The organism is Paenibacillus woosongensis, assembly GCF_030122845.1.
GTDB lineage: Bacteria > Bacillota > Bacilli > Paenibacillales > Paenibacillaceae > Fontibacillus > Fontibacillus woosongensis_A.
This window is the reverse complement of the sequence record NZ_CP126084.1, coordinates 1166807-1192398: the sequence shown is the minus strand read 5'-3', so window position 1 is coordinate 1192398 and position 25592 is coordinate 1166807. Positions and strand designations below refer to the sequence as shown.

Here is a 25592-nt window from a genome sequence, read left to right as displayed (position 1 = left end):
ATCAAACGGATCGTACAGTGTTCCCGTAATCCGCTTTCCTTTATGTCATCCTTTGAATGCAGTTTTCAGATTCAAGTCTGGAATAAGAGAGATTAGGTTTACTAATTTATATTCTGCGTAGAGTCTTGGTTCGGGAATTCGCTTCCATCCAGTGTTCCGCCACCAAATACGTCTAATGATCCAACGCTGCAATTTATTGAACAACTTTCGAATATGAGCTTTGCGATAGTAGGTGCCCCACCCTCTAATTACAGGATTGATGCTTTCGATCAATTCGTATAAGGACTTGGGAATCCTCCGCTTTGTTCGATTTCTGATCGTATCCATGAACCTTTTAACTGACTTCTCAGTTGGAACAGCATAGAGATTCATCTGATTAGGTTGCTTCTTGATTTTACTTTTGGGGAGTCTAAGTCCTTTTCCTTGCTTTACTTTGTAGCCGAGGAATTCGAAACCCCATTTGATATGGGTGATTCGAGTCTTTTCTGGGTGAAGCGTTAACCCTAATGAAGCAAGTATTGCCTTAGCATCGTTAAAGGCTCTTACAGCATCAGTCCGAGTTTTGCAAAGGACTACCCAATCATCAGCAAATCTTGTTAGACAATGCCCTTTTCTAACCATTTCATGGTCGAATGGTGTAAGGTAGATGTTACTGAAGAGTGGGCTGATTACTCCACCTTGCGGTGTACCTTGATGAGTAGAATATTTCTTTCCTTTCTCCATATATCCCGCCTGAAGCATTTGTCTAATGAGTCGTAAGACTCTCCCATCACTAACCTTTTCAGCGATCATATCAATTAGTCTTTCATGATGAACACTTCCAAAGAAGTCCTTTAAATCCGCATCTAGAACCCATTCGTTTCCATTTAGTATTTCTCGATAGATTTTTCGCATTGCTTGATGTGTTGATCTACCGGTTCTGTATCCAAAACTGCAATCACTAAAGCATGGTTCGAAGATGGGTTCTAGCCGATTCTTAAGAGCTTGTTGACAGACTCGATCACGTATTGCTGGAATACCTAACGGTCTTTTCTCATTTGGTTTGTTCCTCTTTGGGATGTTTACTCTTCTGACCGGAATCGGTTGATAGGAATCATCTTTTAATTGCTGATACAATCTATCTAATTCTTCATTAGATAACTGATCAAATTCTGAAACACTGACTTTATCAATGCCTCCACTCCCATTATTTGCTCTAACTGTTTCCCATGCTTTCCTTAGGTTTGTTGGATGATAAACCTTATCTATTAGTGAGTGAATCTTCTTAACTGTACCTTGGTCTTTCATTGGCTTCGTATCCTCCACAACAAGTTTTGGGTCTTTCACATAGGGAACTGTCCGTTCTTGTATGCTTTACTCACAACACCAATTCAGACTTTGGTTCCATAAAGCGAGCCGCCTTCCCCGTCCATTCATCTTTTGAATGAAATAGACGCCACTATACTTAGATAGTAGTCCAAACATTTCTGTTGTTCGTTTGTTGAAGTACTATTCAGCTCTCCGACTTCTCGCAATGCGTTTGTGTACATTTCGGGGTTTCCTTATAGTCCACATTACTGGATAGTTGTGTATCCCTGAAAAGAATGGCAGACACAACGCGACCATTCCGACTTTCTTTACCCACCTGTCCTTAAGGGTGCTAGCATCCAGACATTACGAGATCTCCGTGGGTTACTACGCTCATCTTCCATACCATGCCGTCCGCACACACCTTGGTACGATGGGTGAACTAGTGACGCCTTCGCCTCCATAGTGCAGGCTCGACCTTGCCCCATCTTTGGCCGACCGGTTCGCAAATGCGGGTAGCCCCGTTTTACTACGGCCTGGTATTTCTCCTCAAGCCCTTCAGACTTCACCTCGCGGTGAACGCCCTGCCCTCTAGTATTTGTAACACTAGCCCCTGAGGAATTACCCCCAGGTTTGGATATAAGTCTCCTAGTCCGAGACTCAGTGGGACTTTAACCCACCTGATGAGCGTGCTGCCACGCACGCACTATGAGCCCCTCGGACTCCCTTCCTGCAGACCGTTCACTTCACCTCTGGGGCTTATAGAAGGCCTCTTTACGGTTTCTGCAACCGTGCAGGGGAGGGCCTCCCCAGTTCACTGCATCCTCTTTCATACCATGCCGTTCCCTCTACGCCGGAGGATTCTTCACTGCCGCTCCAAGTTCTAGGCAGCTTCCATGGCCTTCGTCCATGTACGCGGGACTCGGCTTCCTCTTTTCCCTCTTGCGAGGCCTTTTTGACGACGCGGCAGGATTCACTTTCATGTTACGGCCTGGTATGTTGCTCGCCCTGCCTCTGACAGGTACTTTCGTCGATACGCTTCTACGTACAGATTTCGCCATACGTAGGTATCCTAGCTACGCGGGGGCTTGGCCCTTCCCGCGACCGGACTTTCACCGGCTAGAAGATGCGTGCTTAGCTGGGCACGCCGCAAAAAAAAGGTGCAGAAGCAAAAGCGCTTCTGCACCAAACCTTATTGTGACAACAGCTCCAACAATCTCAGGATACTGGTGACCGCTTCCGCGCGGGTCAGAGTCTCATTCGGCGCGAAGAGATTGCGATCGCGACCGTGAATGATGCCCATGATACGAACCTCTTCCACGTAACTTTTCGCCCATGCCGGAATACGGGCATCGTCTGCAAATCGGGTGTGCGTATGGTCGGTCAACTCCGCTCCTGTTGCTCTTGCGATCATCACCGCCATTTCCACACGAGTGACCGGGCGACCAGGTCGAAATGTTCCATCTTCATATCCTGAAACAATGCCTGCCCTTGCCGCCAAATCAATCGCTTGCTTTGCCCATTCGCCAATTTGCTCCCCGTCCGCAAAAGCAGGCGCATCGCCTCCCGCTTCTCCTTCCAGCCGCAAGGCACGAACGAGCATCAACGTAAATTCAGCGCGGGTGACGGCATGATCCGGTCTAAACGTACCGTCAGGGTATCCGGCAATGATGCCTTTTGCATAGGCTTCCTGAATGAACGGCTCCGCCCAATGACCCGCAATATCCGCAAATAACGGCTCCGGGGAAGGCGGGTCCGGCATCTCCTCTTGCATACGTTCCACGGTGATGGAATACGTTCTGCGCGTTCCGTCTTCTGCAGTGACCACGATGTCAATGATATCCGTATCCGTGTGCAAGGGGATGCGAATGCTTCCCTGATCACTCCGGACTTGCCGACCATTCACGCTGATTCCAGCCTGATGATGTGCAGCACGGATCGTGAGCTGGATGCTGTCAGCATCATGCGGGATCAAAGCCTTGTACGTCGTAATGTCCCCCGAAAATTCCGGTATCAACGCGCCTTCTGACAAGATGAGCTCCCTCAGTGTTGCATTGCCGGAGCGGATATAGACAGGCGGACTCGGCGGTTCTGAAGAAACCGGCTCCCGCTCTAAACGAAAGCGCCGGGATATTCGGTAACTCTCTTGACCAACCTGATCTTTGGCGTAAATGTGCAAATACCAGTCGCCGCCGTTTTTGTCTGCATGACTCAACGTGCTTTGGTTAATGAAAGGTTGCCAATATGCATGTTCATCCAACGGGTCTGAACTCGTTGACCAAACATAACGGAGGGAAGCGGCATCGATCCCGCTGCCGTCGTCCTTCACGTTGACTTGACTGGATATGGTCCGCGAAAGGGTTTCATCGCCGTCGGGTTTCAATTCGATCTCCGGATTCGTGTGATCGATACGGATGAGTACATGCTCGCTCATTTCATTGCCTAATACATCTTCCACTCTGAACCAAAGCGAGTACTGCCCCTCTGTTGTGAAGTCGAGCGGATCATGATAAATCTCCCAAGCCGCTCCTTCATCCAACGAATATGCAATGGGCCGCAGCGCGATCCCGTGGTCATGAGAAGCATAAACCGCTGCGGTCACACTTTGGTTCGTCCACGTTCCGCTGGGATATGCTTTACTGTCATTATCGGTAAAATACAAATCCACATCCAGCTTCAGGCCGCTTCTGCTGATCTTCACGGTCCGCTCAACGATCGTACTCTTATTGCCGATGTCATCCATCGCTTGCGCCTGGATCTTCGTTTGCCCTTCTTCCGTCACCTCTAAGCGGATAGGTGTACCGTTAAATGCACGATCCTCCCACTCCTTGTCGCCGACTTTCACACGAATCGTGTGAACATCTGTCTGCCTTGGGTTAGCGGCGCTGTGGTCGATCGCCACTTCCACTTTGGCAGCATTGGTCCAGCCGTCGGGATGAAGGGTGATCGTCGGCGGTTCCGGATTTCCGCTGTCCACGACGATGTCGAGAGTCTCGGACTTGTCGAATAAGGAGACGGTGATCGTCGCTTTGCCGCCTTTGACGGTGCTGACCTCCCCGTTAGGATCAACACGCACAATTTCGGGGTCATCCGGATCAACGCTATACCTGGCGGTTGTTGTCGCATTGTAGCGATCCCCGTTTTGATGTTCCGTATTCACGGTAATGTGGGTCTTGTCGTCAAGGTTCAACTGATCGTTTGCAATGGACGCAGCCCAGGAGATGAGCGGGTTTTGCCATTGGAGAAATGGCCGATGTCCGTCGTACTGGTACCAGCCCTCTGTGAGATCCCAATCCTTAAATGTTTCCGGATCGCGGAGATCCGCCTCTTCCACAGGTATTCCGATTCCATTGTCAGGGAGTTCACCATCCGTATAGCTATCGGTCAACCAGTAGCTGCCGGCGACCTCAATGATATTTCCTCTTTCTTCATATTCATTATTCGCCCCGACCAGCCCGCCAGTCTCAGAATGACCTGTTACCTTGCCTGTCGCGTAACAATGCTCAACTTCTATCACTGAACTTATTGGCGAATCGTAACCATTTGTAACATTAAATCCGATCAAACCACCCACGTATTGCTTACCGTTGACATTCCCTGTCGCATAGGAGTTCTTAATTCTGACCACACCAGATGGAAGGGCTTCAGCTTTACCAACAAATCCACCTACAAGCTGGTCTCCATTAACCTCCCCAGTCGCATATGAATTCGTGATTTCATTGACACTTCCTATATTTCCCGATGAAATTATGCCAACTAAACCACCTACAAGATTATTTATGCCCGCAACGTCACCAGTTGCAAATGAATCGCGAATCGTAATCTTTTTACCAGTCGAACCCCTAAATAGACCTGCCAGACCCCCGACTTCACGCTCTCCGACAACTTCGATATGGGCGGATGACCCGATCACGTCATTTCTAACAATACCGGCTAACCCGCCAACCTTCATTTCTCCTCGAATAAGGGTTCCCGTTACCGTACTGTTTTCAATCATCCCGTAGCTATACCCTACTAACCCGCCGATGTAATCATACCCCTTGATCTCCACGACCTCGAGATGGACATTCCGGATGACAGCCGTTTCTGACGTTACTCCAAACAAAGATTGGTAGTTCTCATCTTCACGGTTGATCTTTAAACCTGTAATTTGATAGCCGTTGCCATCAAATGTTCCGGTAAAAGGAGAAGAGTATTCCGTTGCGATTGGCAACCATCCTTCTCCGGAACTGTAAGTTGAAAGATTAATATCGGCTCCCAATTTGAAATGGGCATCCAGATAATCTCTCACTTTGTTCAGCTGTTCAGCGGTTTCGATAATATACGGGGCTTCTTCCGTGCCTGAGCCGCCGGCAAAATCACTGCTTAACGGCGCGAATGCACCGTCATCGGCGGCCTGAACCGATATGCCGACATTCCCAAACAGTTGTGTCCAGGTCCATCCGAAAAAAAGAACTAACGCCGCCAACAGAACGGATGATTTAAACGGTCTCATTTTCCTTTCACTTCCTTTCTAATGTGCGGAGACCGCAAGTTCCACATCATTGTCCGTCATAAAGTCCACTCCTCGCCTTCTCCAAGGCTTCCAGATCAATTCTTTCCATCGCAAGCATGGCCTTGTTCACGCACTGCTGTTGTTCCCCGGATTCGTCGGAACTGATCGCTTCCCAATCGGAGGGAAATACTTGTCAGCACGATGCTCTATCATCTATCCAACAATCTTAGCAGCATCACCGTCGCTTCTGCACGGGTAGCCGTTTCGTTCGGCACAAACCGGTTTCCGCCGCGGCCATCGACAATGCCAAGTTTGCGGATGGCTTCGACCGCCCCTTTCGCCCACTGCGGAATCGCTTCATCATCGGCAAAGCCGGTTGACGCGTTAGCGTTAAGCTGTAGTTGTAACGCCCGAGCGATCATCGCAGCCATTTCTACGCGGGTGATCTGTGCGTTTGGACGGAAGCTGCCATCGTTGTACCCATCCACGATGCCCGCTTGTACGGCCTGCGCAACGGCTTGCTTCGCCCATCCGCCGATCCGGTCATGATCCGTGAAAGTTAGCTCAGAACCGTTGCCTTCCAGTTTCAATGCACCTGCCAGCATCACAGTAAACTCGGCGCGAGTAACCGGATTGTTTGGCTCAAAAGTGCCGTCCGGATAACCGCTGACAAAGCCTTTCTCTACAGCACGCATGATATAGTCCTCCGCCCAGTGTCCGGCAATATCAGAAAATGGCATCGACGATTCATGAGTAGCCGTCTCTCGAATCACGGTCAGCGTATATCGCTTCTCGGTACCGTCTTCCGCACGAACGACAAACGTGAACTCATTGTTGCCACTTGTCAGCTTCTTGCTGATCGGCACCGAGCGTGACAAAAGTACACCATCAACGTACACTTCGGCCGCATCGTGCGCTGCTTGAGCAATAAATACCATTTCCTCTGCATCTGTAAATACGGTGTAATCATGCACATCAGGAGCAAACGAAGGTTGTAAAGTTAACATCCGACCGTTTGCCCATATTTCCAGTGATGAAAGCTTGGCATCGCTGGAAACACGATCCGTACGGGAAGACGGTGATGACGAGGAGCTTCGCTTACGCTCGTCCAGCACGATCACACTTACCTTCGCCTTGATATTCAGCGGATTGTTCACCCACTCAGGCAATTGCAAGGTGCCTATAAATTCATAACGACCAGCCACCTTGCCATTGTATTCAGGGTGAACTTCATTCCAGCTCACTTGCACCTCAATCGTGCGAAGATCGTCCAACGTAACATACACCGAATCGGGTACGGAAACATCCTGCAACTTCGTGTTATAAGGCACATATATCGTATCTGGCCTATGAATTTCCGTAATCGTTAGCAGTTGGCGCTCAATGTATAAAGAATAAGTGCGCTCCTCCTTTTCATTTTCTGATATAACTTGGATATAAATCGAATTGTCACCGATCTCGAGCACCGCTTCTTGCCCACCAATCACCTCATACGATGCCGATGAGTCGTAAGTTGAAGCTGTTACTGTCACGCGATCCATTGAATAAGGTACCGTCAAATAATAAGTAAACAGATCTGGATTGAAATTTTCTAAAATTTTACCATTGATTCGAATCTCAGACAACTTGGCATTCGACCCCGGTAAAACACGAACCTGTAGCTTTGCCTTCAATTTATCCGGGTTCAGATAATATTCGGGCAATTGCAAGCTTCCAGATATCCAATATGTCCCAGATTGATCCGGATTGTAATCAGAATTCACTATTTCCCAATTGACTCCCACATCCGGCTCTAACGTCTCGTTGTGCAGTTGTATAGAAACCTCGATTGGCAAATATTGCGCTAATTGATCGCTCGTGATATGCTTGCTTATTTCAAGCGTATTGAGATCATTCACCGCTTTTACCACAGCATACGGCGTTGCGCTAACCGGAGCTGACAACTGGCTTCTACTATTCCCTTCAGTAACGGCTTGCACAGCAAACCAATATTTTGTTCCTGCCTTTAACTCATCAACCAGCCATGATGTGTCCATAAGCGGCTCGTCATTTAATGGTTTCCAGTTCGATAAATCCTGCGTATCCGGCGGCTCTGATCCTGTAGCCATATAGATTGCGTAAGAGGAGGCATCAGAAACCACCTCCCATTCAAGCTGCACAGACCTTTCTCCAGCCTTTGCCGTTACGTTAGTCGGAGCATTTATATCAACCTGCCCGATCGCATATAAATGTCCATCGTAAGAACCCACATAAATCGTACCATCGGCACCGATGGCCGCTGATGAAGTAATCGAACCGCCTGTCTGAAATGACCACCGCATATTGCCCGCTGAATCTATCGCGTACAAATTGCTGTCGTGAGTTCCGACATAAAGCATGCCATTGGCATCGACAATCGGCGTAGCATAAGTAACGTATCCAAATTCCGCCGACCATCTGGGGCTAACGTCATCCGCCGCTTGTTGCGGCGCAAATGCATAGAGTTTCGAATGAGTCTTTATATAGATCGTACCGTCAGAACCGATAACCGGAGTGCTGGAGATCGGATCTTTTGCATCAAACCTCCATTGTAATTGACCCGACGAATCCAGTACATATAAATTACCATCCTCTGAACCCAAGTAGATCGTCCCATCATCCCCGATTGCCGGTGTCGCTCTGATCGCACTACCCGTTTTAGTTTCAAAGATCCATTTCGGCTTGACATCATCCGCATCTTGCTCCGGTTCAAATGCATAGAGAATACCTTCGAAATCACCCACATAGATCTTACCATCAGCTGCAATTACCGGGGACGACTTAATCATCGGCCAAAATGCTGATATTTTGTATGACCACTTTTCCCTTCCCGTGTCTCCATCGTCGGAAATTGCATGAAAAGTACCGTCCTCGGTAGCGACATAAATCGTCCCGTCCGCTCCGATGGCTGGTGAAGGGGACACGAAAACCAGTGACCCTATTTTCAAATCCCATTTCAAAGTACCGTCTGGATGAATCGCATATAAATAACTGTCATCCCCCCCGACGTAGATCGTCCCATCAGCTCCGATGGATGGCGACGAATAAATGCCGGGGTTGCCAAAATCACTACCATTGATCGCAAATTTCCATTTCTGCTCGCCACTCGCCGTCAACGCATACAAATGCCCGTCGTCTGAGCCGACATAAATTGTACCGTCTGCAGCTATCGCCGGTGATGAACGTACACGTCCTTCAGTTTTAAATGACCATTTCATATCAAACGCTTCGCTGCCGGAAAACCTCGACTGTCTCGTCCAGTTAAACGCCGTCGGTTGAATCGCTTCCAGGTCATAATTCCCTTGCTCATATCCAGAGCCTTGTATAAACGACTCAGCAGCAGATGCTTCAACGCTGCCATCGACAAGTATAATGGCCATATAACAAAAAATAGCGAATAACAGATTGAATTTTTTATTCATCTTCATATATTTCCCACCTTTGTATCAATGTATCAATGAAGAAAACGCTAAAAACCTGGCAACCATTATAAAAAGATTTACTCATTTCAAACTGAAAACATTGAAGCTAGAGTGAAAGGCTGGGCGGAGCCAGCCCCTCCTCATCAAACCGTACGTGAGGTTTTCCCTCATACGGCTTTCCGGTGATCGTCATCATGCAGCATACAGATTACAAGTGCGTTTCCAGTCTATATAGGACGGACATTGATTTCACTTCGTGACGATGAGGGAAATACTTGTCAGCACGATGCTCTATCATCTATCCAACAATCTTAGCAGCATCACCGTCGCTTCTGCACGGGTAGCCGTTTCGTTCGGCACAAAACGGTTTCCGCCGCGGCCATCGACAATGCCAAGTTTGCGGATGGCTTCGACCGCCCCTTTCGCCCACTGCGGAATCGCTTCATCATCGGCAAAGCCGGTTGACGCGTTAGCGTTAAGCTGTAGTTGTAACGCCCGAGCGATCATCGCAGCCATTTCTACGCGGGTGATCTGTGCGTTTGGACGGAAGCTGCCATCGTTGTACCCATCCACGATGCCCGCTTGTACGGCCTGCGCAACGGCTTGCTTCGCCCATCCGCCGATCCGGTCATGATCCGTGAAAGTTAGCTCAGAACCGTTGCCTTCCAGTTTCAATGCACCTGCCAGCATCACAGTAAACTCGGCGCGAGTAACCGGATTGTTTGGCTCAAAAGTGCCGTCCGGATAACCGCTGACAAAGCCTTTCTCTACAGCACGCATGATATAGTCCTCCGCCCAGTGTCCAGCGATGTCGGTAAATGCAATAACCGGTTCATTTGGCTTTGGCATTTCACGATAAATGGTCAGCGTATAGGTTTTCTTCGTGCCATTCTCCGCTTGTACCGTTAGCTCAATCGTATTGTCGCCTTCCTCCAAATCGACTTGAATACTGTCCGTAATTACCTTGCCCTTCCATATCACTTTCGCCGCGGAGTGAGCTTCTTTGACCACAATCTCAATTCGTTCGCCTTCTGTACGGGCCGTATATTCTGTTGTTCCAGAAGTAAATGAAGGGCTTAGTTTCAACGATTTCTCGTTTGCCCATACTTGCAAATCTGCCAAGTCAGCATTACTAGATAATACATATCCACCCCAACCGCCTCCTGAATCACTGTTCCCCCCTGGTGCTCTTGGGGTCGCTGTCGCTACGTTGGAGATATCACTGGCTCCTTCCTCAGAGATAGCCTTCACTGCAAATGCATACGTTGTTCCGTTCGTCAATCCTGTGACGATATAGGAGTTCGCTGTAACATTCGATTGAATGAGCTTCCAGTTCGCCGGATCGACAGAAGCCGATGGGCCTTCCGCTTGGTAAACTGCGTAAGTCACGCTGCCTGTTCCCGTGACAGCATCCCACTTTAATGTAACGGAACGATCAGCCGCAGAAGCTGTTAAATTCGCTGGTGCAGGTATCGTTGCAATCGTATACTGTTCCTCCATCTCTTCGCTGTCAAGCATGCCAGCCTTTACTGCAATTGCCTTGAGCGTCATCTCCGAGGTCACTTCAATGGGTGTGGTATATTCCATACTGCTGCTTGTCGGCGTGCTGCCATCCGTCGTGTAATAAATCGTCGCTCCTTCGGTCGACGAACTCAATGTCACCCTTGTACCAGACGGAACCGTACCGCCTGATGGATCTGCAACAGGTTTCGCTACTTGATCAGGTGATAGAATCGTATATTGTTCTTCCATCTCTTCGCTGTCGAGCATGCCAGACTTCACTGCAATTGCCTTGATCGTCATCTTTGCGGTCACTTCGATGGGCGTGGTATATTCGGCACTGTTGCTCGTTGGCGTACTGCCGTCCGTCGTGTAGTAGATTGTTGCTCCTTCAGTTGTCGTGCTCAACGTCACCTTGGTGCCAGATGGAACCGCACCACCTGATGGATCTGCAACAGGTTTCGCTACTTGATCAGGTAATAGGATCGTGTAATGCTCCTCCAGCACTTCGCTGTCTAGCATACCTGCCTTCACCGCAATCGCCTTGAGCGTCATTCCCCCAATCACTTCGATGGGTGCGGTATATTCGGCACTGTTGCTTGTCGGTTTGCTGCCGTCCGTCGTGTAGTAGATTGTTGCTCCTTCAGTTGTCGTGCTCAACCTCACCTTGGTGCCAGATGGAACCGCACCACCTGATGGATCTGCAACAGGTTTCGCTACTTGATCAGGTAATAGGATCGTGTAATGCTCCCCCATCACTTCGCTGTCGAGCATACCTTCCTTCACCGCAATCGCTTTGATCGTCATTTCCTCCGTCACTTCGATGGGCGTGGTATATTCGGCACTGCTGCTTGTCGGTTCGCTGCCGTCCGTTGTGTAGTAGATTGTTGCTCCTTCAGTTGTCGTGCTCAATGTTACCTTCGTGCCAGATGGAACCGCTCCGCCGGACGGACTTGCGATCGGCGAAGCTACCTGCCCCGGTTGCAGGATTGTATACTGTTCCTCCATTACCTCGCTGTCCAGCATGCCTTCCTTCACCGCAATCGCTTTGAGCGTCATTTCCTCCGTCACTTCGATGGGTGCGGTATATTCGGCGCTGCTGCTTGTCGGTTTGCTGCCGTCCATCGTGTAGTAGATTGTTGCATCGTTCGTATACGTGCTCAACGTCACCGTTGTACCAGCCGGGACTGCACCTCCCGCAGGACTTGCGATCGGCTTGGCGACTTGATCAGGAGGTAAGATCGTGTAATGCTCCTCCAGCACTTCGCTGTCTAGCATGCCGTCCTTTACGGCAATTGCCTTGAGCGTCATTCCCCCAGTCACTTCGATGGGCGCGGTATATTCGATGCTGCTGCTAGTAGGCGTGCTGCCGTCAGTTGTGTAGTAGATCATTGCATCGTTCGTATACGTGCTCAACGTCACCGTTGTCCCAGCCGGAACCGCACCGCCCGCAGGACTGGCGACTGGCTTCGATACTTGCTCTGGCTCCGCTTCTTGTGAGAGCGTGATCGTATACGTTTTACTTTCTTGCAAATAAGGGACGACTTCCACGGTAACGACCGTTTGCTCATCGGTTACTGGTATATTGACTCCTTCGACCTGATCGGATTGTCGCTTACCATTCACATACACATCGGCATACTCCGGGTTTTCCAGTGTAGCCAGCACATTCACTGAAGTGATGCTATTGTCAATCGGAACGGTGTATTCCTGCTTCGATGGATCAAACAAGAGTCCCAATTCCCGACCGCTCTGATCTCTTAGCTCAATCGTTTCGAGATCGCTTGTTGGAATGATGAGTTGATCCGAGACATTATCGCCCCAGCCGACAATCGCTCCGTCAGCTTGCAAGGCTAACGTGAGAGGTGTACCTGCCGAAATCGCTACAACTTCACGCAAATTAGAAGGAACTTCGAGTTGGTTAAATGTGTTATTTCCCCAGGCAACCACCGTGCCGTCCGACTTTAAAGCAACGGAATGATGGCGACCTGCACTGATGGCCACAACATCCTGCAGGTTTTCGGGCACTTCTAACTGTTTAAACGTATTATCTCCCCAAGCGACCACCGTACCATCCGTTTTAAGCGCCAAGGAATGGTAATGTCCTGCGCTAATCGCTTTTACATCATGCAGACCACCTGGCATATCCAGCTGGTTCCATTGATTCGCTCCCCAAATCACTACTGTACCGTCAGCCTTCAGAGCAAGGGAGTGAAACAATCCTGCACTAACGGCAATCACCTGATCCAAATCATCAGGCACATCGAGCCGCTTATCATTCTCCCCCCCTTCAATTCTACCCCAGGCAACGACTGTGCCATCGGCTTGCAACGCCAAAGCGTGATAGCTGCCTACGCTGATTGCCACTGTCTGTCCTTGCACTTCAGGTGGAATCGCCGCATAATGAGAACCGTCTCCCCAGATCACAATCGTGCCATCGGCTTTTAATGCCAGAGAAAACTCCTCCCCCACCTCAATGGCGCGCACATCTTGCAAATCGGCAGGAATCGCAAGGCGATTGTACAGATCGCTTCCCCAGCCGAGTACTTGGCCATCGGAGGTTAACGCAAGCGAATGGTTTCTCCCGGCAGCCAATTGTTTGGCTTTCACACGTTCATGGACATGTTCCGGCACGTCAGTCTGACCTTGACCATTATCCCCCCAGGCAATGATCGTCCCATCCGCTTTCAAGGCAAGCGAATGTCGGTATCCCGCTGCAATCGCGATCACACCACTTTTCGCAGTTTCGGGTACAACCGTTTGTCCGTTGTCTTCCCACGAACCGTCTGAAATGCCCCAGGCAATGACAGAGCCGTCAGATTTCAAGGCCAGAGAATGTTTTTCCCCTGCCGCAATGGCGATAACGCCGCTTTCCGCTTCTTCCGGCACAGAAGATTGTCCGTAATCGTCGCTCCCCCAAGCAACCACCTTGCCCGAAGCCGTTAACGCCAAAGAATGTTTAAATCCTGCACTAATGGCTACTACCTGGCCCTGCACCTCGTCAGGCACATCGAGTTTTCCTTCGCGCCCATCTCCCCATGCAATCACTTCTCCGGCAGCCGTTAACGCTAAAGAATGCCAATACCCTGCCGCAATGGCGATAACGCCGCTTTCCGCTTCTTCCGGCACATCCGATTGACCGTAAGAATTGGAACCCCAGGCAATGACTTTCCCTGAGGAAGTGAGGGCTAACGAATGGAAGGCAGCAGGACCCGATGCAATCGCTATAATATCGCTTTTCGCTTCTGCCGGTACATTGGCTTCGCCGAATCTTCCCCCACCCCAGGCGATGACCTCGCCGCCGGATGTGAGAGCCAGGGAGTGATCCTGTCCTGCGCTCACCGAAACAATATTGGACTGTGCCTCAAGCGGCACCGTTGTTTTGCCATACCCATTCGATCCCCAAGCCAGCACTTCCCCGTCCGCTGTTAAAGCGAGGGAATGGTAACGCCCTCCTGCAATCTGCTGGACCCCGCCCCAACGATCACTCAAGGCTGGATGAAAACTCCCTTGAGCAGACACGTTGTCATAGGGTACCGTGATCAGAAACGACTGGATGAGCAGCAAAGCGATGCACAGCTTCACCAAGCCGCTCCTCCTGTTGCATATGTATGATTGTTCCAAGCTTTTTCCCCATGGATTCATCTCTTACAAATCCTCCTTCAAGTTAATCTCTGCATAGCTTCACCCCATCTATTGTATATTCTTCCAATCCCATTGTGATCAACCCTGCCCGGCACAAAAGATCAAAAAGGTTGAGCAGGGTGGTTGAGATAATTTGTACAAAATAAAAAGAACGGGTCAGAACAATTGTAGTGTTCTGGCACGTTCCAACGCTTGTAAGCGATTTTTGGATTGCAATTTGCAGTAGATATTGTTAATATGTGTTTTTACGGTTGCCAGGGAAACATTCAATTTAAGCGCGATTTCTTTATTAGACATTCCCGTTTCCATCAACCGAAGCACGCTTTGTTCTCTGGCTGTAAGAGCAGCCAACGTTCTATCATGGGGAGTACCGGCTTCCCTTTCGGCTAGCGGAATCAGTCTCCGCAGCCGTTTCACATAGGATAAAGGCACCTTATGGCTGGGGCGGCGAAGCTGATTTTGGCGCAATCGGATATATTGATCCAACAATTGCCCAAGTGATGCTCCTTCGTCGACAAAGGTCCGGATATACCCTTCCGGCCGCGCCAATGCCAGCGCTTCTTCCAGTACGTCCATGGAGTCCGAAATCTTTCCTTGTAAGGATAGGATCATACTCTTGTGAACGAGCAGACGAATTCGGTCGCTTTGCCGTCCTTCTTCTATTGACAGCTGGAGTAGACGCTCCGTCAATGCTGCGGCTTCTTCCATTTTTCCTTGCTCCGCCAATATAGAGGCCAGTAAATCGTATTCCTTGATCATGGATACCGGAATTTCATCACGGAATCGCAAGCGGCTCTTTCTCAGCCATTGTCTCACCGGTTTCTCTTCTCTATGCATCCTGCCCAGCATGGCGCGAAACGAGGCGATTTTCCCGGACAAACGCGAATTCGCTATCTTGGATGTTTGTTGGGTTAGCTCGCGTAATATGTGCTTTGACGTCGCCTCGTCTCCTTGTACGGTGGCAATGCGGGCAAGCCAGAGCGCTGCGATGGTCGCCAAGCTTCGATGATCATGCAATCTTCCAATATCATAGGCTTGGCGCATCAGCTTTTCCGCTTCGACCAAGCGATTTCGTTCGTACTGCATTTTGCCTAAGTCGATATAAAGATGAGCAACAAAATAGACATTTCGGGTTTCAGACCAAATCGACAGCAAGGACGTTAACACCTGCTCCGCCAATCGAAGGCTGTCATCCGACACGTAGATATCCCACACCGGATGATAGCCATCCACGTCGCTCCCAAACTCAATGAAGAAATCGCCTTCCGGATGCTTCTCGACATATTCATGTGAAAATTGAACGGCATATTCAAAATCACGATCCAAAAACGTGCGAAATGCAGCCAGAAAAGCGAGTCCGGCTTGCAATGTTTCGGCTTCTTCAGGAGGAAGGGGATCTGTGTCCTCTTCTAGCCTGCGAACCGCTTGCCAATACCCGTCAGTGGCCGCTTCGACATGCCCGGACAAGTACTGGGAAGCGAGTTTTGTCAACAGCATCATCGGTCTGGCAAATAACAGCGTGTCGGGAATTGCGTTTAACCACTTGCAAAGCGTCGTCCATTCATTGGTCATCAGCTCCGGTGTCATCACCTCTATCAATGATAGCGCATGTTCATAATCGGCAGCCGCAAGGTAATGATCTACCGCTTCATGCGGATAACCGTTCTCTTCCAACCATTTTCCCGCTGTCATGTGAAGTGTTTGCCATTGCCGCGGCTCGCGCATTTTCAACTGCGCCGTCAAAAATTGCCGGAATAAATGATGATACCTGTACCACTCCCGCCACTCGTCCAAAGCTACAAGAAACAAGCTTTCCTTGTCTAATTGTTGCAGATACGCATGACTTTCGGCTATACCGGTTACCGCTTGACAAAGTTCGCCCTTCATCCGGTCCAAAATGGAAGTATAGAGTAAAAATTGCTGCATCGTTGCGGATTGTCGGGCTAACACCTCATCAAAGAAGTAATCCGATATATCACGTTCCGTCCCCGCCATCTTCCGGATTAGAGATACGGGATCGGTATGTTCGTGCATTGACAAGACCGCCAGTCGCATCGCCACTGCCCAACCCTCTGTCTTTTTTTGTACGGTCGCCACATCTTCATTGGATAATTGTATACCACCGCACTTCGCAAAAAATTCAGTCGTTTCGTCCGGCACAAACCGGAGATCGCTCGCCTCCAACGAGATCAGCCTATTTTCTGCTCGTAGTCTGGAAAGAGGAAGCGCTGGAGAATTTCGGCTTGCAAGATAGAGATGGACATGTAGTGGTAAACGTTCCAGCAGATAAGTGACGCCCTGCAAGATGGACGTTTCTTCGATATGATGAAAGTCATCCCATACGAGCACCATCGTGTGTGAAATGCGATGTAGCCCGTTGATGAGCGCAGCAATCAGTGACACACCCGATGGATCTTCTGCGGCATGACGAAGGACGTCCTGTTGGTCAAAAGACGGATAAGCTTGTTTTAACGCTGCAATGGTATGTGCCCAGAAGCGCGTGCGATCATTATCCCCTTGATCAAGCGAGACCCAGGCGACGGGATTTTCCAGCGTCATCACCCATTCGCCGAGCAATGTCGTTTTGCCATACCCGGCTGGAGCTGAGATCAAAGTAAGCGTGCGATCTAACCCTTCATGCAAACGCCGGGTGAGACGGGAACGCACAACAAGCGAGCTTCGCGATCGAGGAATATGCAGTTTCGTGGCTATGATCATGGCTTGCCCCCCTCCCTTATTTGGCAACCGTCATAAGATATGAACATTTTTTCTATTATTTTACCAAAAAACTTTTATTTATGTAGGGCCTTATCGGAGCATCTTCGATCGACAATGCTGGGGGTACTATTAACATGAAATATAATGGAGTACATCTTTCCGCTAGTCGATGACAGGAAGGCGGACGATAAAGCCTTTCGTCGTTTGCTCACGACTGTATTCAATCGTTCCCTCATGCTTTTTAATAATGGATAACGCTATGGATAGACCTAGCCCTGTACCTGCCTTGTTCTTCGTTCTACCTTCCGAAGTTCTGTAAAACGGTTCAAAGATAAACGGAATGTGTTTTTCATCTATGCCATCTCCGGTGTCCATGATAGAAATGAAACACTCTCCTTCTTGACTTGCACATGTGATGATCACTTTTCCTTGTGGCTTGTTGTACATAATGGCGTTCTCGACCAGGTTGCTAATGGCTCTCTGGACTAAAATATCGTTCCCGTATATCTCAACATCAGGATGGATGTGGATTTCAATAGAAATTGTTTGTGCCAAAGCTAAATCGTTTAATTCACTCACGACTTTACGGATCAGTGAACCCACTTCAATCACATCCTTATCCGGGTCTTGATTTTTAGCCAGAACGAGCAGTTCATTGACCATATGATTCATTCGTTTTAACGTCTTTTCAAAAATGTCCGAGAGCTGCCGATAATCTGCCAAAGTTGCGGATGGATCACTCCTCAAGACTTCCAGATTCGTCTTCAAAATCGTCAAGGGAGTTCTAAATTCATGAGCGGCATTGGCCATAAAACGTTCTTGCTGCTGGAAGGCATGTTCTAATTTTTTCAGCATGGTATTGAACGATTCCGTTAATTCTTTCAATTCATCATTGGGCAGTTCCTTAACAGGAAGCTGCACGGACAAATCATTGGCATTGATTTTCATAAGTCGTTCACTCAATAAACGCACCGGCCACAGACTTCTTTTGGAGAGATAAAACGCCCCGACCCCACCTAATATAATCATGATGAGCAGGCAGATCAGCGAAAAAAGGAGAACTTGTCCTTTAAATGCAATCAATTCAGATGAAAAGCTTACATCCGATCTGAGCATCCCCTCTTCGTTTACCTGATTCACTTCAATGGTGGGTACGATCACTTCATGATCTTGTTGAAGTAGCATATCATTGGGCTTCACATGAACAGCAGGAAGCATAATTTGAACAAAAACATTGAGCGAAACCAACAGAAACACGCCTGTTAATATGATTAAACCCAGGTTCCACAACACGATTCTTCCCGCCAATGTGAGCCGCTTGCTTTTCATCATTTTGATAACCTCTCAATTTGTTTGTTCAGTCGATAGCCGTACCCTGGCACCGTATTCAAAAAGTTTGCATGGATAACGGATCTTATCTTACTACGCAAAGTCGTAATATGTACCCTGACGGAATTGGAAAAAGGGTCCGCATGCTGATCCCACACATGTTCAACCAATTCTTCGGACGAGACAACTCGATCAGGATGAGATAAAAAATACTGTAATAAGGCAAACTCCTTACGAGTAAGGGTCAGCTGTTGCCCAGCACAAGTTGCTGTCATCGTGATCGGATTCAACTCGATAGGGCCATAGGTGAGCAGCGGGCTTTCTCGTAAAAGATCACGTCTCAATAAGGCGCGTATTCTTGCTTTCAGTTCTTCAAAATCAAATGGTTTACCAAGATAATCGTCAGCTCCCAAATTCAATCCTTTCACACGAGAAGATGTATCAGAAAGCGCTGTTAGAATCAGCACTCTGATTTGTTTGGAAAGATGTCGTATGTGTTGCAGCACATCTAGCCCATCCCTATCTGGCAAGTTTAAATCCAAGATGATGATATCGTAGGCATGGATTTCCGCCAGGTGACAGCCTTCTTCTCCATCTAATGCAATGTCTACCGCAAATCCTTCCATTTCCAATCCTTTTTTGATCGCACTCGCCAAATCTTGTTCATCTTCGATCACCAACATCCGCATCTTTAGCTCACCTCTCAATAAAACGTCGTAGTCGGGGAATGGTTTATGTTTAGATCGTGATATTTCCAGTGACTGTCACTTGATGGGTATCCGTATTGTAAATCCCCACTCGATAGTTGTCAGCGACATTCACAACAAAAGTTCGACTATCGGCACCGCCTGTAAAGTTCACATAAAAAAAGGTATTGTCCGAGTCGATTAAACCAACTCGAAGTGTAGCGTCCCGAGGCAGCCATGTCAACGATATGGTAACCTCTTCGTTCCGAGTCAAATACCACGGGTTTCCAGACCCATCACTTATTGTGGCAAGTGATGATCCCGGCAAGTTGAAGTTAACCGGATAGGTAGCCTGTACACCAACATCGTCAGAATCCCCAAGATTCAATTCAATGATGTTTTCCTCTGATAGTTGAATTTTGTGTACCGGCTGCCCGTCCACAGTGACATCACTTGAAGTTGGGTTTGTGTCATTCACTTGAGAAATTGCTTGTTGATTTACTGTAACAGCTCCAGAAGACTGACCCGAAATATCCTCTGACTTCGAAACAACATCACTCGTTTGAATCGTTACTGGCAGCGCATCATTTGCCAAGGCAAATGCGGTCATGGGCAACACGGTTATCAACAAAACAGCCGTAATTAAAAAACGTTTCATTCTCATTTTTTTCACCTCATTTTTTCTTTTCCCCGACTACTTAACCACAGTGTATTTGATCTGTTGTTAAATTTTTGTTAAGACAGCTGTATTTCAGAAAAAGAGGAAGTCAGCTGAGGAACTTCAGGGGCGAGAACGATGCTTACGGTTATCGAGGCAGTCACGAGCCCCATCAAACATGATACTGTCCACCCAAACCTGCCAGTAAAACCGGTAGCTTTTCCGATGACAATCGGCAGTCGTTCCGTTAAATCCACGACGATCTGACAGAGTCACCGCCGTAGATGGCGGGGAAGCAGATAGAGAAGAGTCAGTACATGATCGCAAGGCCCAAATAAAATTCGCGCGAGTGTGCGCCCATGTTGAGGGATACGATCAAATTCGCCTTGCCGATCCGATTGTTAACGCCGGAGCGCCCGCGGGCGTTAGACCGACGGAAACAGCCGCCTCGGGTTGTCCATGCGCACACCTTCCTGTCTTCAAATCGGCCCCGTACCACGACCCCATTTTCGTTCTCGACGGACTAGGGGAGTTCGTTTACAAACAGAATAGTCACGCGATCCGCAAAGCCGAATTGTTCTGCCTGTTTTTGCAGACGGTGCACAAATATGAGGTCAACGGGCGACCCTCTTTTTTTCTAATCGATAATCTATAAATCATGAATAAGAGAGTCGTATTTACGTTAGATCATCCAACTTTGGCGAATGCTGCGAGCGAATCTATAATAGCCTGCTTCTTCCTTCATGCCAGCAAGTACGGGAAGTATGTTCAAGAATACTGCAGCAGTTGCGGTCATGTACTAGATATCCTCATTGATCGAATAACTTAGTAATGTCGTAACCGAATCTTGATTTCACCACACGATAATTTGCAACAGCATAACTGCCAATGGAATAAGAATCCACCCAATAGGAAATAATGATAATGATGAGATGTGAGAATCTGGAGGTTCGTCGATGGCAAGAAAAAAGCAAAATCAATCGATCAAGAATGATTTTTTCGGAGACATTCAATCAGCCCTCGGGTTACCCCCGGACTTGGTCTGCCGATCCTTGTTTGTCCAAGGGGAACAAACCGTGCAGTGCGTATATCTGGAATCGATGGTCAATAAAAAAACGATTGACGAATACATTTTGAAATCGTTCACGGAAAATACGTTTTCCGAAGGGGAAGCGCCTCGTTCCGCCGAAAGCGGTTTTTTGCGCGAATTTTCCTTTTCCGATCCATATGAACAGTTGCGGGAACATGCCGTAAAAGCACTCCTTGCAGGCCATTGCGCACTAACCGATTTTGCAAGGGAGCGCGTTTGTCTCATCAATGTGACCGAATCCAAACAACGCTCCATTGAAGAACCGAAGTCGGAATCGACCATTCGCGGGCCGCACGAAGGCTTTACGGAAAGCATTCTGACCAATGTGGGGCTTGTCCGCAAAAGAATCCGCAACCCATTCCTCCGGTTTGATAAAATGAACATCGGCAATCAAACCGGGACGACTTTGCTTATGGTGTACATGGAGAACCTCGCCCCGGAATCGCTGGTCCGGGAAGTGCGCGGCAGATTGTCAGCCATCCGGACGGACAGTGTGCTGGAAAGCGCTTATGTGGAGGAATTCATCCAGGACCGGATTTGGTCTCCTTTTCCGACGCTTACCAACACCGAACGCCCTGATATGGTAGCTGCCCAGTTGCTGGATGGTAAAGTGGCCGTGATGGTGGACGGAACGCCCAACGTCCTGCTTGCCCCCATGACGTTTTTCGAGTTTTTCAGTTCTCCTGAAGATTATTATCAGCGAGCGGACATCGCCACGTTTATTCGCTGGATTCGGTTGATTTCCTTTTTTACGGCCGTGTTCGTCCCTTCCTTGTATGTCGCGGCCACGACGTTCCAACAGGAACTGATCCCGACCCAACTCCTGATCAGTTTGTCCGCCCAGCGGGAAGGGGTCCCCTTTCCCGCCATCTTCGAAGTGTTGTTAATGGAAGTCGTGTTTGAAATTATCCGGGAGGCGGGGCTGCGCATGCCGCGGGCGGTCGGACAGGCGCTTTCGATCGTGGGGGCGATTGTACTGGGGCAGGCGGCGGTGGAAGCCGGTCTCATTTCCGCCGCGATTGTCATTGTTGTAGCCATAACCGGCATCACCAATTTTGTCGTTCCGGTTTACAGCTTTGGCATGTCACAACGCCTGCTTCGTTTTTCGTTCGTGCTGTTGGCCGGCTTTATGGGCCTTTTCGGCATTTTATGCGGTGCCCTGTTTCTGGTTGCCCATCTGGTGTCGCTTAAGTCCTTTGGCGTTCCTTACTTCACTCCCGCTTCCCCGTCCATAGGAACCGATTGGAAAGATGTGTTGGTGCGGCTGCCCCGGCCCTGGCTGAATCCGAACGGTCTGCCCGGATATATTCGGAATATGAAGAGAAAAAGTAATCTGGAGGATCAAACATGACCAACCGGTATGCAGCGGGTCTGTTCATCCTGATGATGTTTACCGCCCTGCTTACGGCTTGCTGGGACAGAACGGAAATGAACGAACTGGCGCTGGTCAGTATGATGGGGGTGGACAGAGATCCTGAGAGCGGAAAAATAACCGTATATTACCAGATCATCAACCCGCTCAGCGGCACTTCCGCCAAAGGTACGTCGGGAGGCGAACAAGCCCCTGTATACACTTACGAAATCAGTGGATCCTCTTTTGGAGAAATCAAATCTACGATTTACAAAATGTTGCCGCGCAAGTTATTTATGGCCCACTGCAAGGTGCTGCTCGTTTCTCGACGGGTGGCCAAACAAAACATACGCGATATTGTCAACTTTATCGAAATGCAACCTAATGGCCGTTCGTCGGTCCCGATGCTGATTGTCGACGGATCGATATCTCAGGTCATGAGAACATTAACTCCCCTGGAGCGGGTGCCGTCTGACACGATCGATTCCAGGCTCGACCTGCTGATCCGGAATTCGCTCCTAGTGGGAAAACAGATCAAGGTCAGTGATGTCATTGAACGGATGGAAAAGTCAGATACGATCGTATTACCGTTGATCACCGGAATGACAGAGGCACCTTCTTCCAACAGCGGGGAAAGGTCGGCGGATATCGACGCCAATCAAAACAACTTTATCATCCGAGGCGGGGCGGTTTTCCGTGATTATCGCATGGCGGGCAAACTGAATGATACGCAACTGGTCTGGTACCATTTGCTAAATGGCGATCGAGGTCGCCACGTGCGACAGTTTCAGGTGGAAGGAAAACAGGTATCCGTGGAATTGAGACTGGTTCGCATAAAACGTGAGGTCTTCTGGAAATCCGACCAACCTGTCGTTCGGATCCGCATGGACCTCGAACTTTCCACTGCCTATACAATCGAGTCCGTCCCGAAGTCTCGGAACGAGGTGGAGAGACTTGAAAACAGACTGAATCAGATCATAGCAGACGAGTCGCTTGCTTTCTATCAAATGATAAGGGAGCGTGGCTGGGATCTGTTAAGCATCAACGACTTGTTGCGCAAACAAACGCCAAATCATCCGGATATCGACCAAGCGGCGAAAAATGTACAAATTGAGATTCGTGCAAATACCCGGCTGCTCCGAACGGGAAGCATGAGTCAACCTTATGGAGGAACAGGATGAAGCCAATGATTTCCCGATTCCAGTTTTATCTGCTGACAATCAATTATATCCTCGGAACCACCCTTTTCGTGCTGATCGGGCGGCTAGTCGTACAGGCGGGACAGGATGCCTGGCTCATGCCCTTGTGGGCAGGAAGTTTTGGCATACTCGTCGGTCTGTTCTGGACTTTTCTTTTCCGATACTACCCGGGCAAAAGTCTGGTGCAAATCCCGCTGGAAGCTTGGGGACGTTCTCTGGGAACGCTTGTCTCCGTCTTGTATTTTCTTTATTTCTGTATTTTGGCTGGATGGGCTCTTCGAAATTTAAGCGATTTTTTAAATGGAACCATCATGCCGGAGACGCCGAAAACCGTTTTTCACGTCATGTTTTTGCTTGTCGCCTTTTACACGGTCGCTCAGGGGACGGAAGCCATCGGACGATTAAATCAAATCATCACTCCGTTTTTGTTCTTCCCGTTCTGGTTTGTTCTGTTGCTGGCAATGGTGAACTGGGATTGGGGAAGACTTCAGCCAGCTTTCCATTCCGGCCTGGGTGCCATTTTGCAATACCATTCCTTTTTGGGCTTTCCCTATATGGAAGCCATAGCGCTCACGATGCTTTTTCCGCTGGTCAAACAGGGGGCAACACGCCCCTTTTTGCTTGGGTTGATGACCGCTTCCCTTTCTCTTAGCATGACCTTGTTTATGATTATCGGTTTATTAGGAGTGGAGAGGGCGTCACAACTTACCTTTCCAGTGTATACGACCGTGCAGGAAATTTCCATCGGAGAGGTGATCGTCAACATCCATTCCATTATCTCCGTTATTTTACTGATTCTGATTTTTATCAAGCTGTTGGTACTCGTTTACGGAGCTTCCGAAACGCTGCGTCAAGTATTTCGTCCAAAAACCCGGTGGCCTCATTTTCTGGGTTTGACGATTTTGTTGTCGGCGACCGCCTTGTCCATCTATGAAAACCCGATCCAAAACGAGGAATGGGATGAAAAATATACATTCATATATGACAGTTTCTTTGTTCTACTGATCCCCTTTTTGTTGCTAGTGACAACATGGGTCAAACGCACGTTCGAGAAGCGAAAAGGAGGATGAATTGAACATGTTGATGCTTCACATCCTGCTGGCGCCTTTGATAGGTTTACCGATGTTGGGATTGCTTCGAAAGAGACTTTATCGGGATGCAGCAGTTTTTGGGGCTGTATCTGTTATTGGATACGGATTATGGATTTGTATCGTGAATCATCGTCCTTTTATCATTACGATTTTTATTGAAAGAATGATTGAAATGTTAAAATCCATTTCAACGACGATGATATAAACGTAGAATGAATTGTTTTGCGGGTTCTTCCCAGTTTAGTACCACTATGATCCGCCAATCCTTGTGACAGAACCTTAACAGGAGATATGAAGGATGACTGAAAACGAATGATTACTAGCGGCAAAATTAATGCTTATAATAAACCGTTCCTTCATACCAGCCTTGTAGCCAGATTCTAGGGTACTGATTTTGAACGGGTTGATCTCGTGCGGAATAACCATTTCATAGATTTCCCTATCAAATAATACTTCTGTCGGAGGAAAGCAAGAAGTGAAGTCACTATAATCATAATTAAATAACCAAGCATTAAACTATTTTCAAAATCTTGGTGCATTGAAAAATAAACAAAACAGACTATTAGAATACCAATTACCGTTTTTTTTATATCAGTATCTCCTCGTATAATATGTTTATAAAAAATAAATATATGTGGTAAACTTGGGCATCAGAAGATTATCATAGGTTAAATTTATCGGAGACCAAGCAATGATCAAATATCAGGGGGAGGTCGTCGGAAACGACGGCCTTTTTACTTGGTTCAAGGGTTATGCGGCAAACTGGTCTCGTAGTAGATATGCGGCATGATAGGATACCTAACTAGAGACTGCAATTTTGCATGCTTCTTGAGACAAAAAGGACGCGTAAGCTTATGCTCTTTCATTTTACTGGTGATTCCGGATACTTTACCTTAGGTTTAGGTCCTTTAGCAAACCCGGATATACTCCTTTCAATTTTCTTCTTCCCTTAATAACACAGCTCAAAACTTCTTTTCATCGGGCATTTTTTCTTGTTATTTCGCCCCCCTTCCCTCCCTCTTTTTATTTCATAGCTTTCAGAAAAGTTGCTAAAGCAATATCATGTTTGTCTATTATTAAAAACGTTTGAAATCATGATATGC

13 protein-coding genes are annotated in these 25592 nt (G+C 48.3%); 5 read left to right on the top strand and 8 right to left on the bottom strand.

The window, feature by feature from the left end; all coding sequences use genetic code 11:
• Positions 1-45: 45 nt before the first annotated feature.
• From ltrA to QNH46_RS05155, 8 genes are all read right to left on the bottom strand, one after another.
• A complete protein-coding gene (ltrA, locus tag QNH46_RS05190; RefSeq protein ID WP_283927176.1) occupies positions 46-1287 on the bottom strand; it encodes a group II intron reverse transcriptase/maturase in 1242 nt (413 codons plus the stop codon).
• A 1192-nt stretch (positions 1288-2479) separates the two neighbouring features.
• Positions 2480-5782 carry an S-layer homology domain-containing protein gene (locus QNH46_RS05185; protein WP_007130934.1) on the bottom strand — a complete coding sequence of 1101 codons (3303 nt, stop codon included), beginning with the start codon at positions 5780-5782 and terminating at the stop codon, positions 2480-2482.
• A 209-nt stretch (positions 5783-5991) separates the two neighbouring features.
• Positions 5992-9228 (bottom strand): S-layer homology domain-containing protein, encoded by a 3237-nt coding sequence (locus QNH46_RS05180; protein ID WP_283927175.1) that lies wholly within the window; start codon positions 9226-9228, stop codon positions 5992-5994.
• 288 nt (positions 9229-9516) lie between these two features.
• Positions 9517-14307: a chitobiase/beta-hexosaminidase C-terminal domain-containing protein gene (locus QNH46_RS05175; protein WP_283928354.1), complete on the bottom strand. Its 4791-nt coding sequence runs from the start codon at positions 14305-14307 to the stop codon at positions 9517-9519.
• A 216-nt stretch (positions 14308-14523) separates the two neighbouring features.
• Complete coding sequence (locus tag QNH46_RS05170) at positions 14524-17085, bottom strand: winged helix-turn-helix domain-containing protein (RefSeq protein WP_283927174.1); 2562 nt, start codon at positions 17083-17085, stop codon at positions 14524-14526.
• Between the two features lie 162 nt (positions 17086-17247).
• Positions 17248-18417, bottom strand: coding sequence for a sensor histidine kinase (locus QNH46_RS05165; protein WP_283927173.1), 1170 nt, complete (start codon positions 18415-18417; stop codon positions 17248-17250).
• Positions 18414-19103: a response regulator transcription factor gene (locus QNH46_RS05160; protein ID WP_283927172.1), complete on the bottom strand. Its 690-nt coding sequence runs from the start codon at positions 19101-19103 to the stop codon at positions 18414-18416. Before QNH46_RS05160 ends, QNH46_RS05165 begins: the two co-directional genes overlap by 4 nt.
• A gap of 49 nt (positions 19104-19152) precedes the next feature.
• Positions 19153-19764 (bottom strand): hypothetical protein, encoded by a 612-nt coding sequence (locus QNH46_RS05155; protein WP_216539088.1) that lies wholly within the window; start codon positions 19762-19764, stop codon positions 19153-19155.
• Positions 19765-20107: 343 nt separating this feature from the next.
• Between QNH46_RS05155 and QNH46_RS05150 the strand changes: the two genes are divergently transcribed.
• The 5 genes from QNH46_RS05150 (at position 20108) to QNH46_RS05130 (ending at position 24694) form a co-directional block, all read left to right on the top strand.
• Positions 20108-20413, top strand: coding sequence for a hypothetical protein (locus QNH46_RS05150; RefSeq protein WP_283927171.1), 306 nt, complete (start codon positions 20108-20110; stop codon positions 20411-20413).
• A gap of 301 nt (positions 20414-20714) precedes the next feature.
• Positions 20715-22199 carry a spore germination protein gene (locus QNH46_RS05145; protein WP_283927170.1) on the top strand — a complete coding sequence of 495 codons (1485 nt, stop codon included), beginning with the start codon at positions 20715-20717 and terminating at the stop codon, positions 22197-22199.
• Entirely contained in the window at positions 22196-23380 is a 1185-nt protein-coding gene (locus QNH46_RS05140) for a Ger(x)C family spore germination protein (RefSeq protein WP_055109518.1), read from the top strand. The genes QNH46_RS05145 and QNH46_RS05140 overlap by 4 nt, the downstream gene beginning before the upstream one ends.
• Positions 23377-24468 carry a GerAB/ArcD/ProY family transporter gene (locus tag QNH46_RS05135; RefSeq protein ID WP_055109516.1) on the top strand — a complete coding sequence of 364 codons (1092 nt, stop codon included), beginning with the start codon at positions 23377-23379 and terminating at the stop codon, positions 24466-24468. The genes QNH46_RS05140 and QNH46_RS05135 overlap by 4 nt, the downstream gene beginning before the upstream one ends.
• A gap of 7 nt (positions 24469-24475) precedes the next feature.
• Complete coding sequence (locus QNH46_RS05130; protein WP_007130946.1) at positions 24476-24694, top strand: hypothetical protein; 219 nt, start codon at positions 24476-24478, stop codon at positions 24692-24694.
• The last annotated feature ends 898 nt before the right edge of the window (positions 24695-25592 follow it).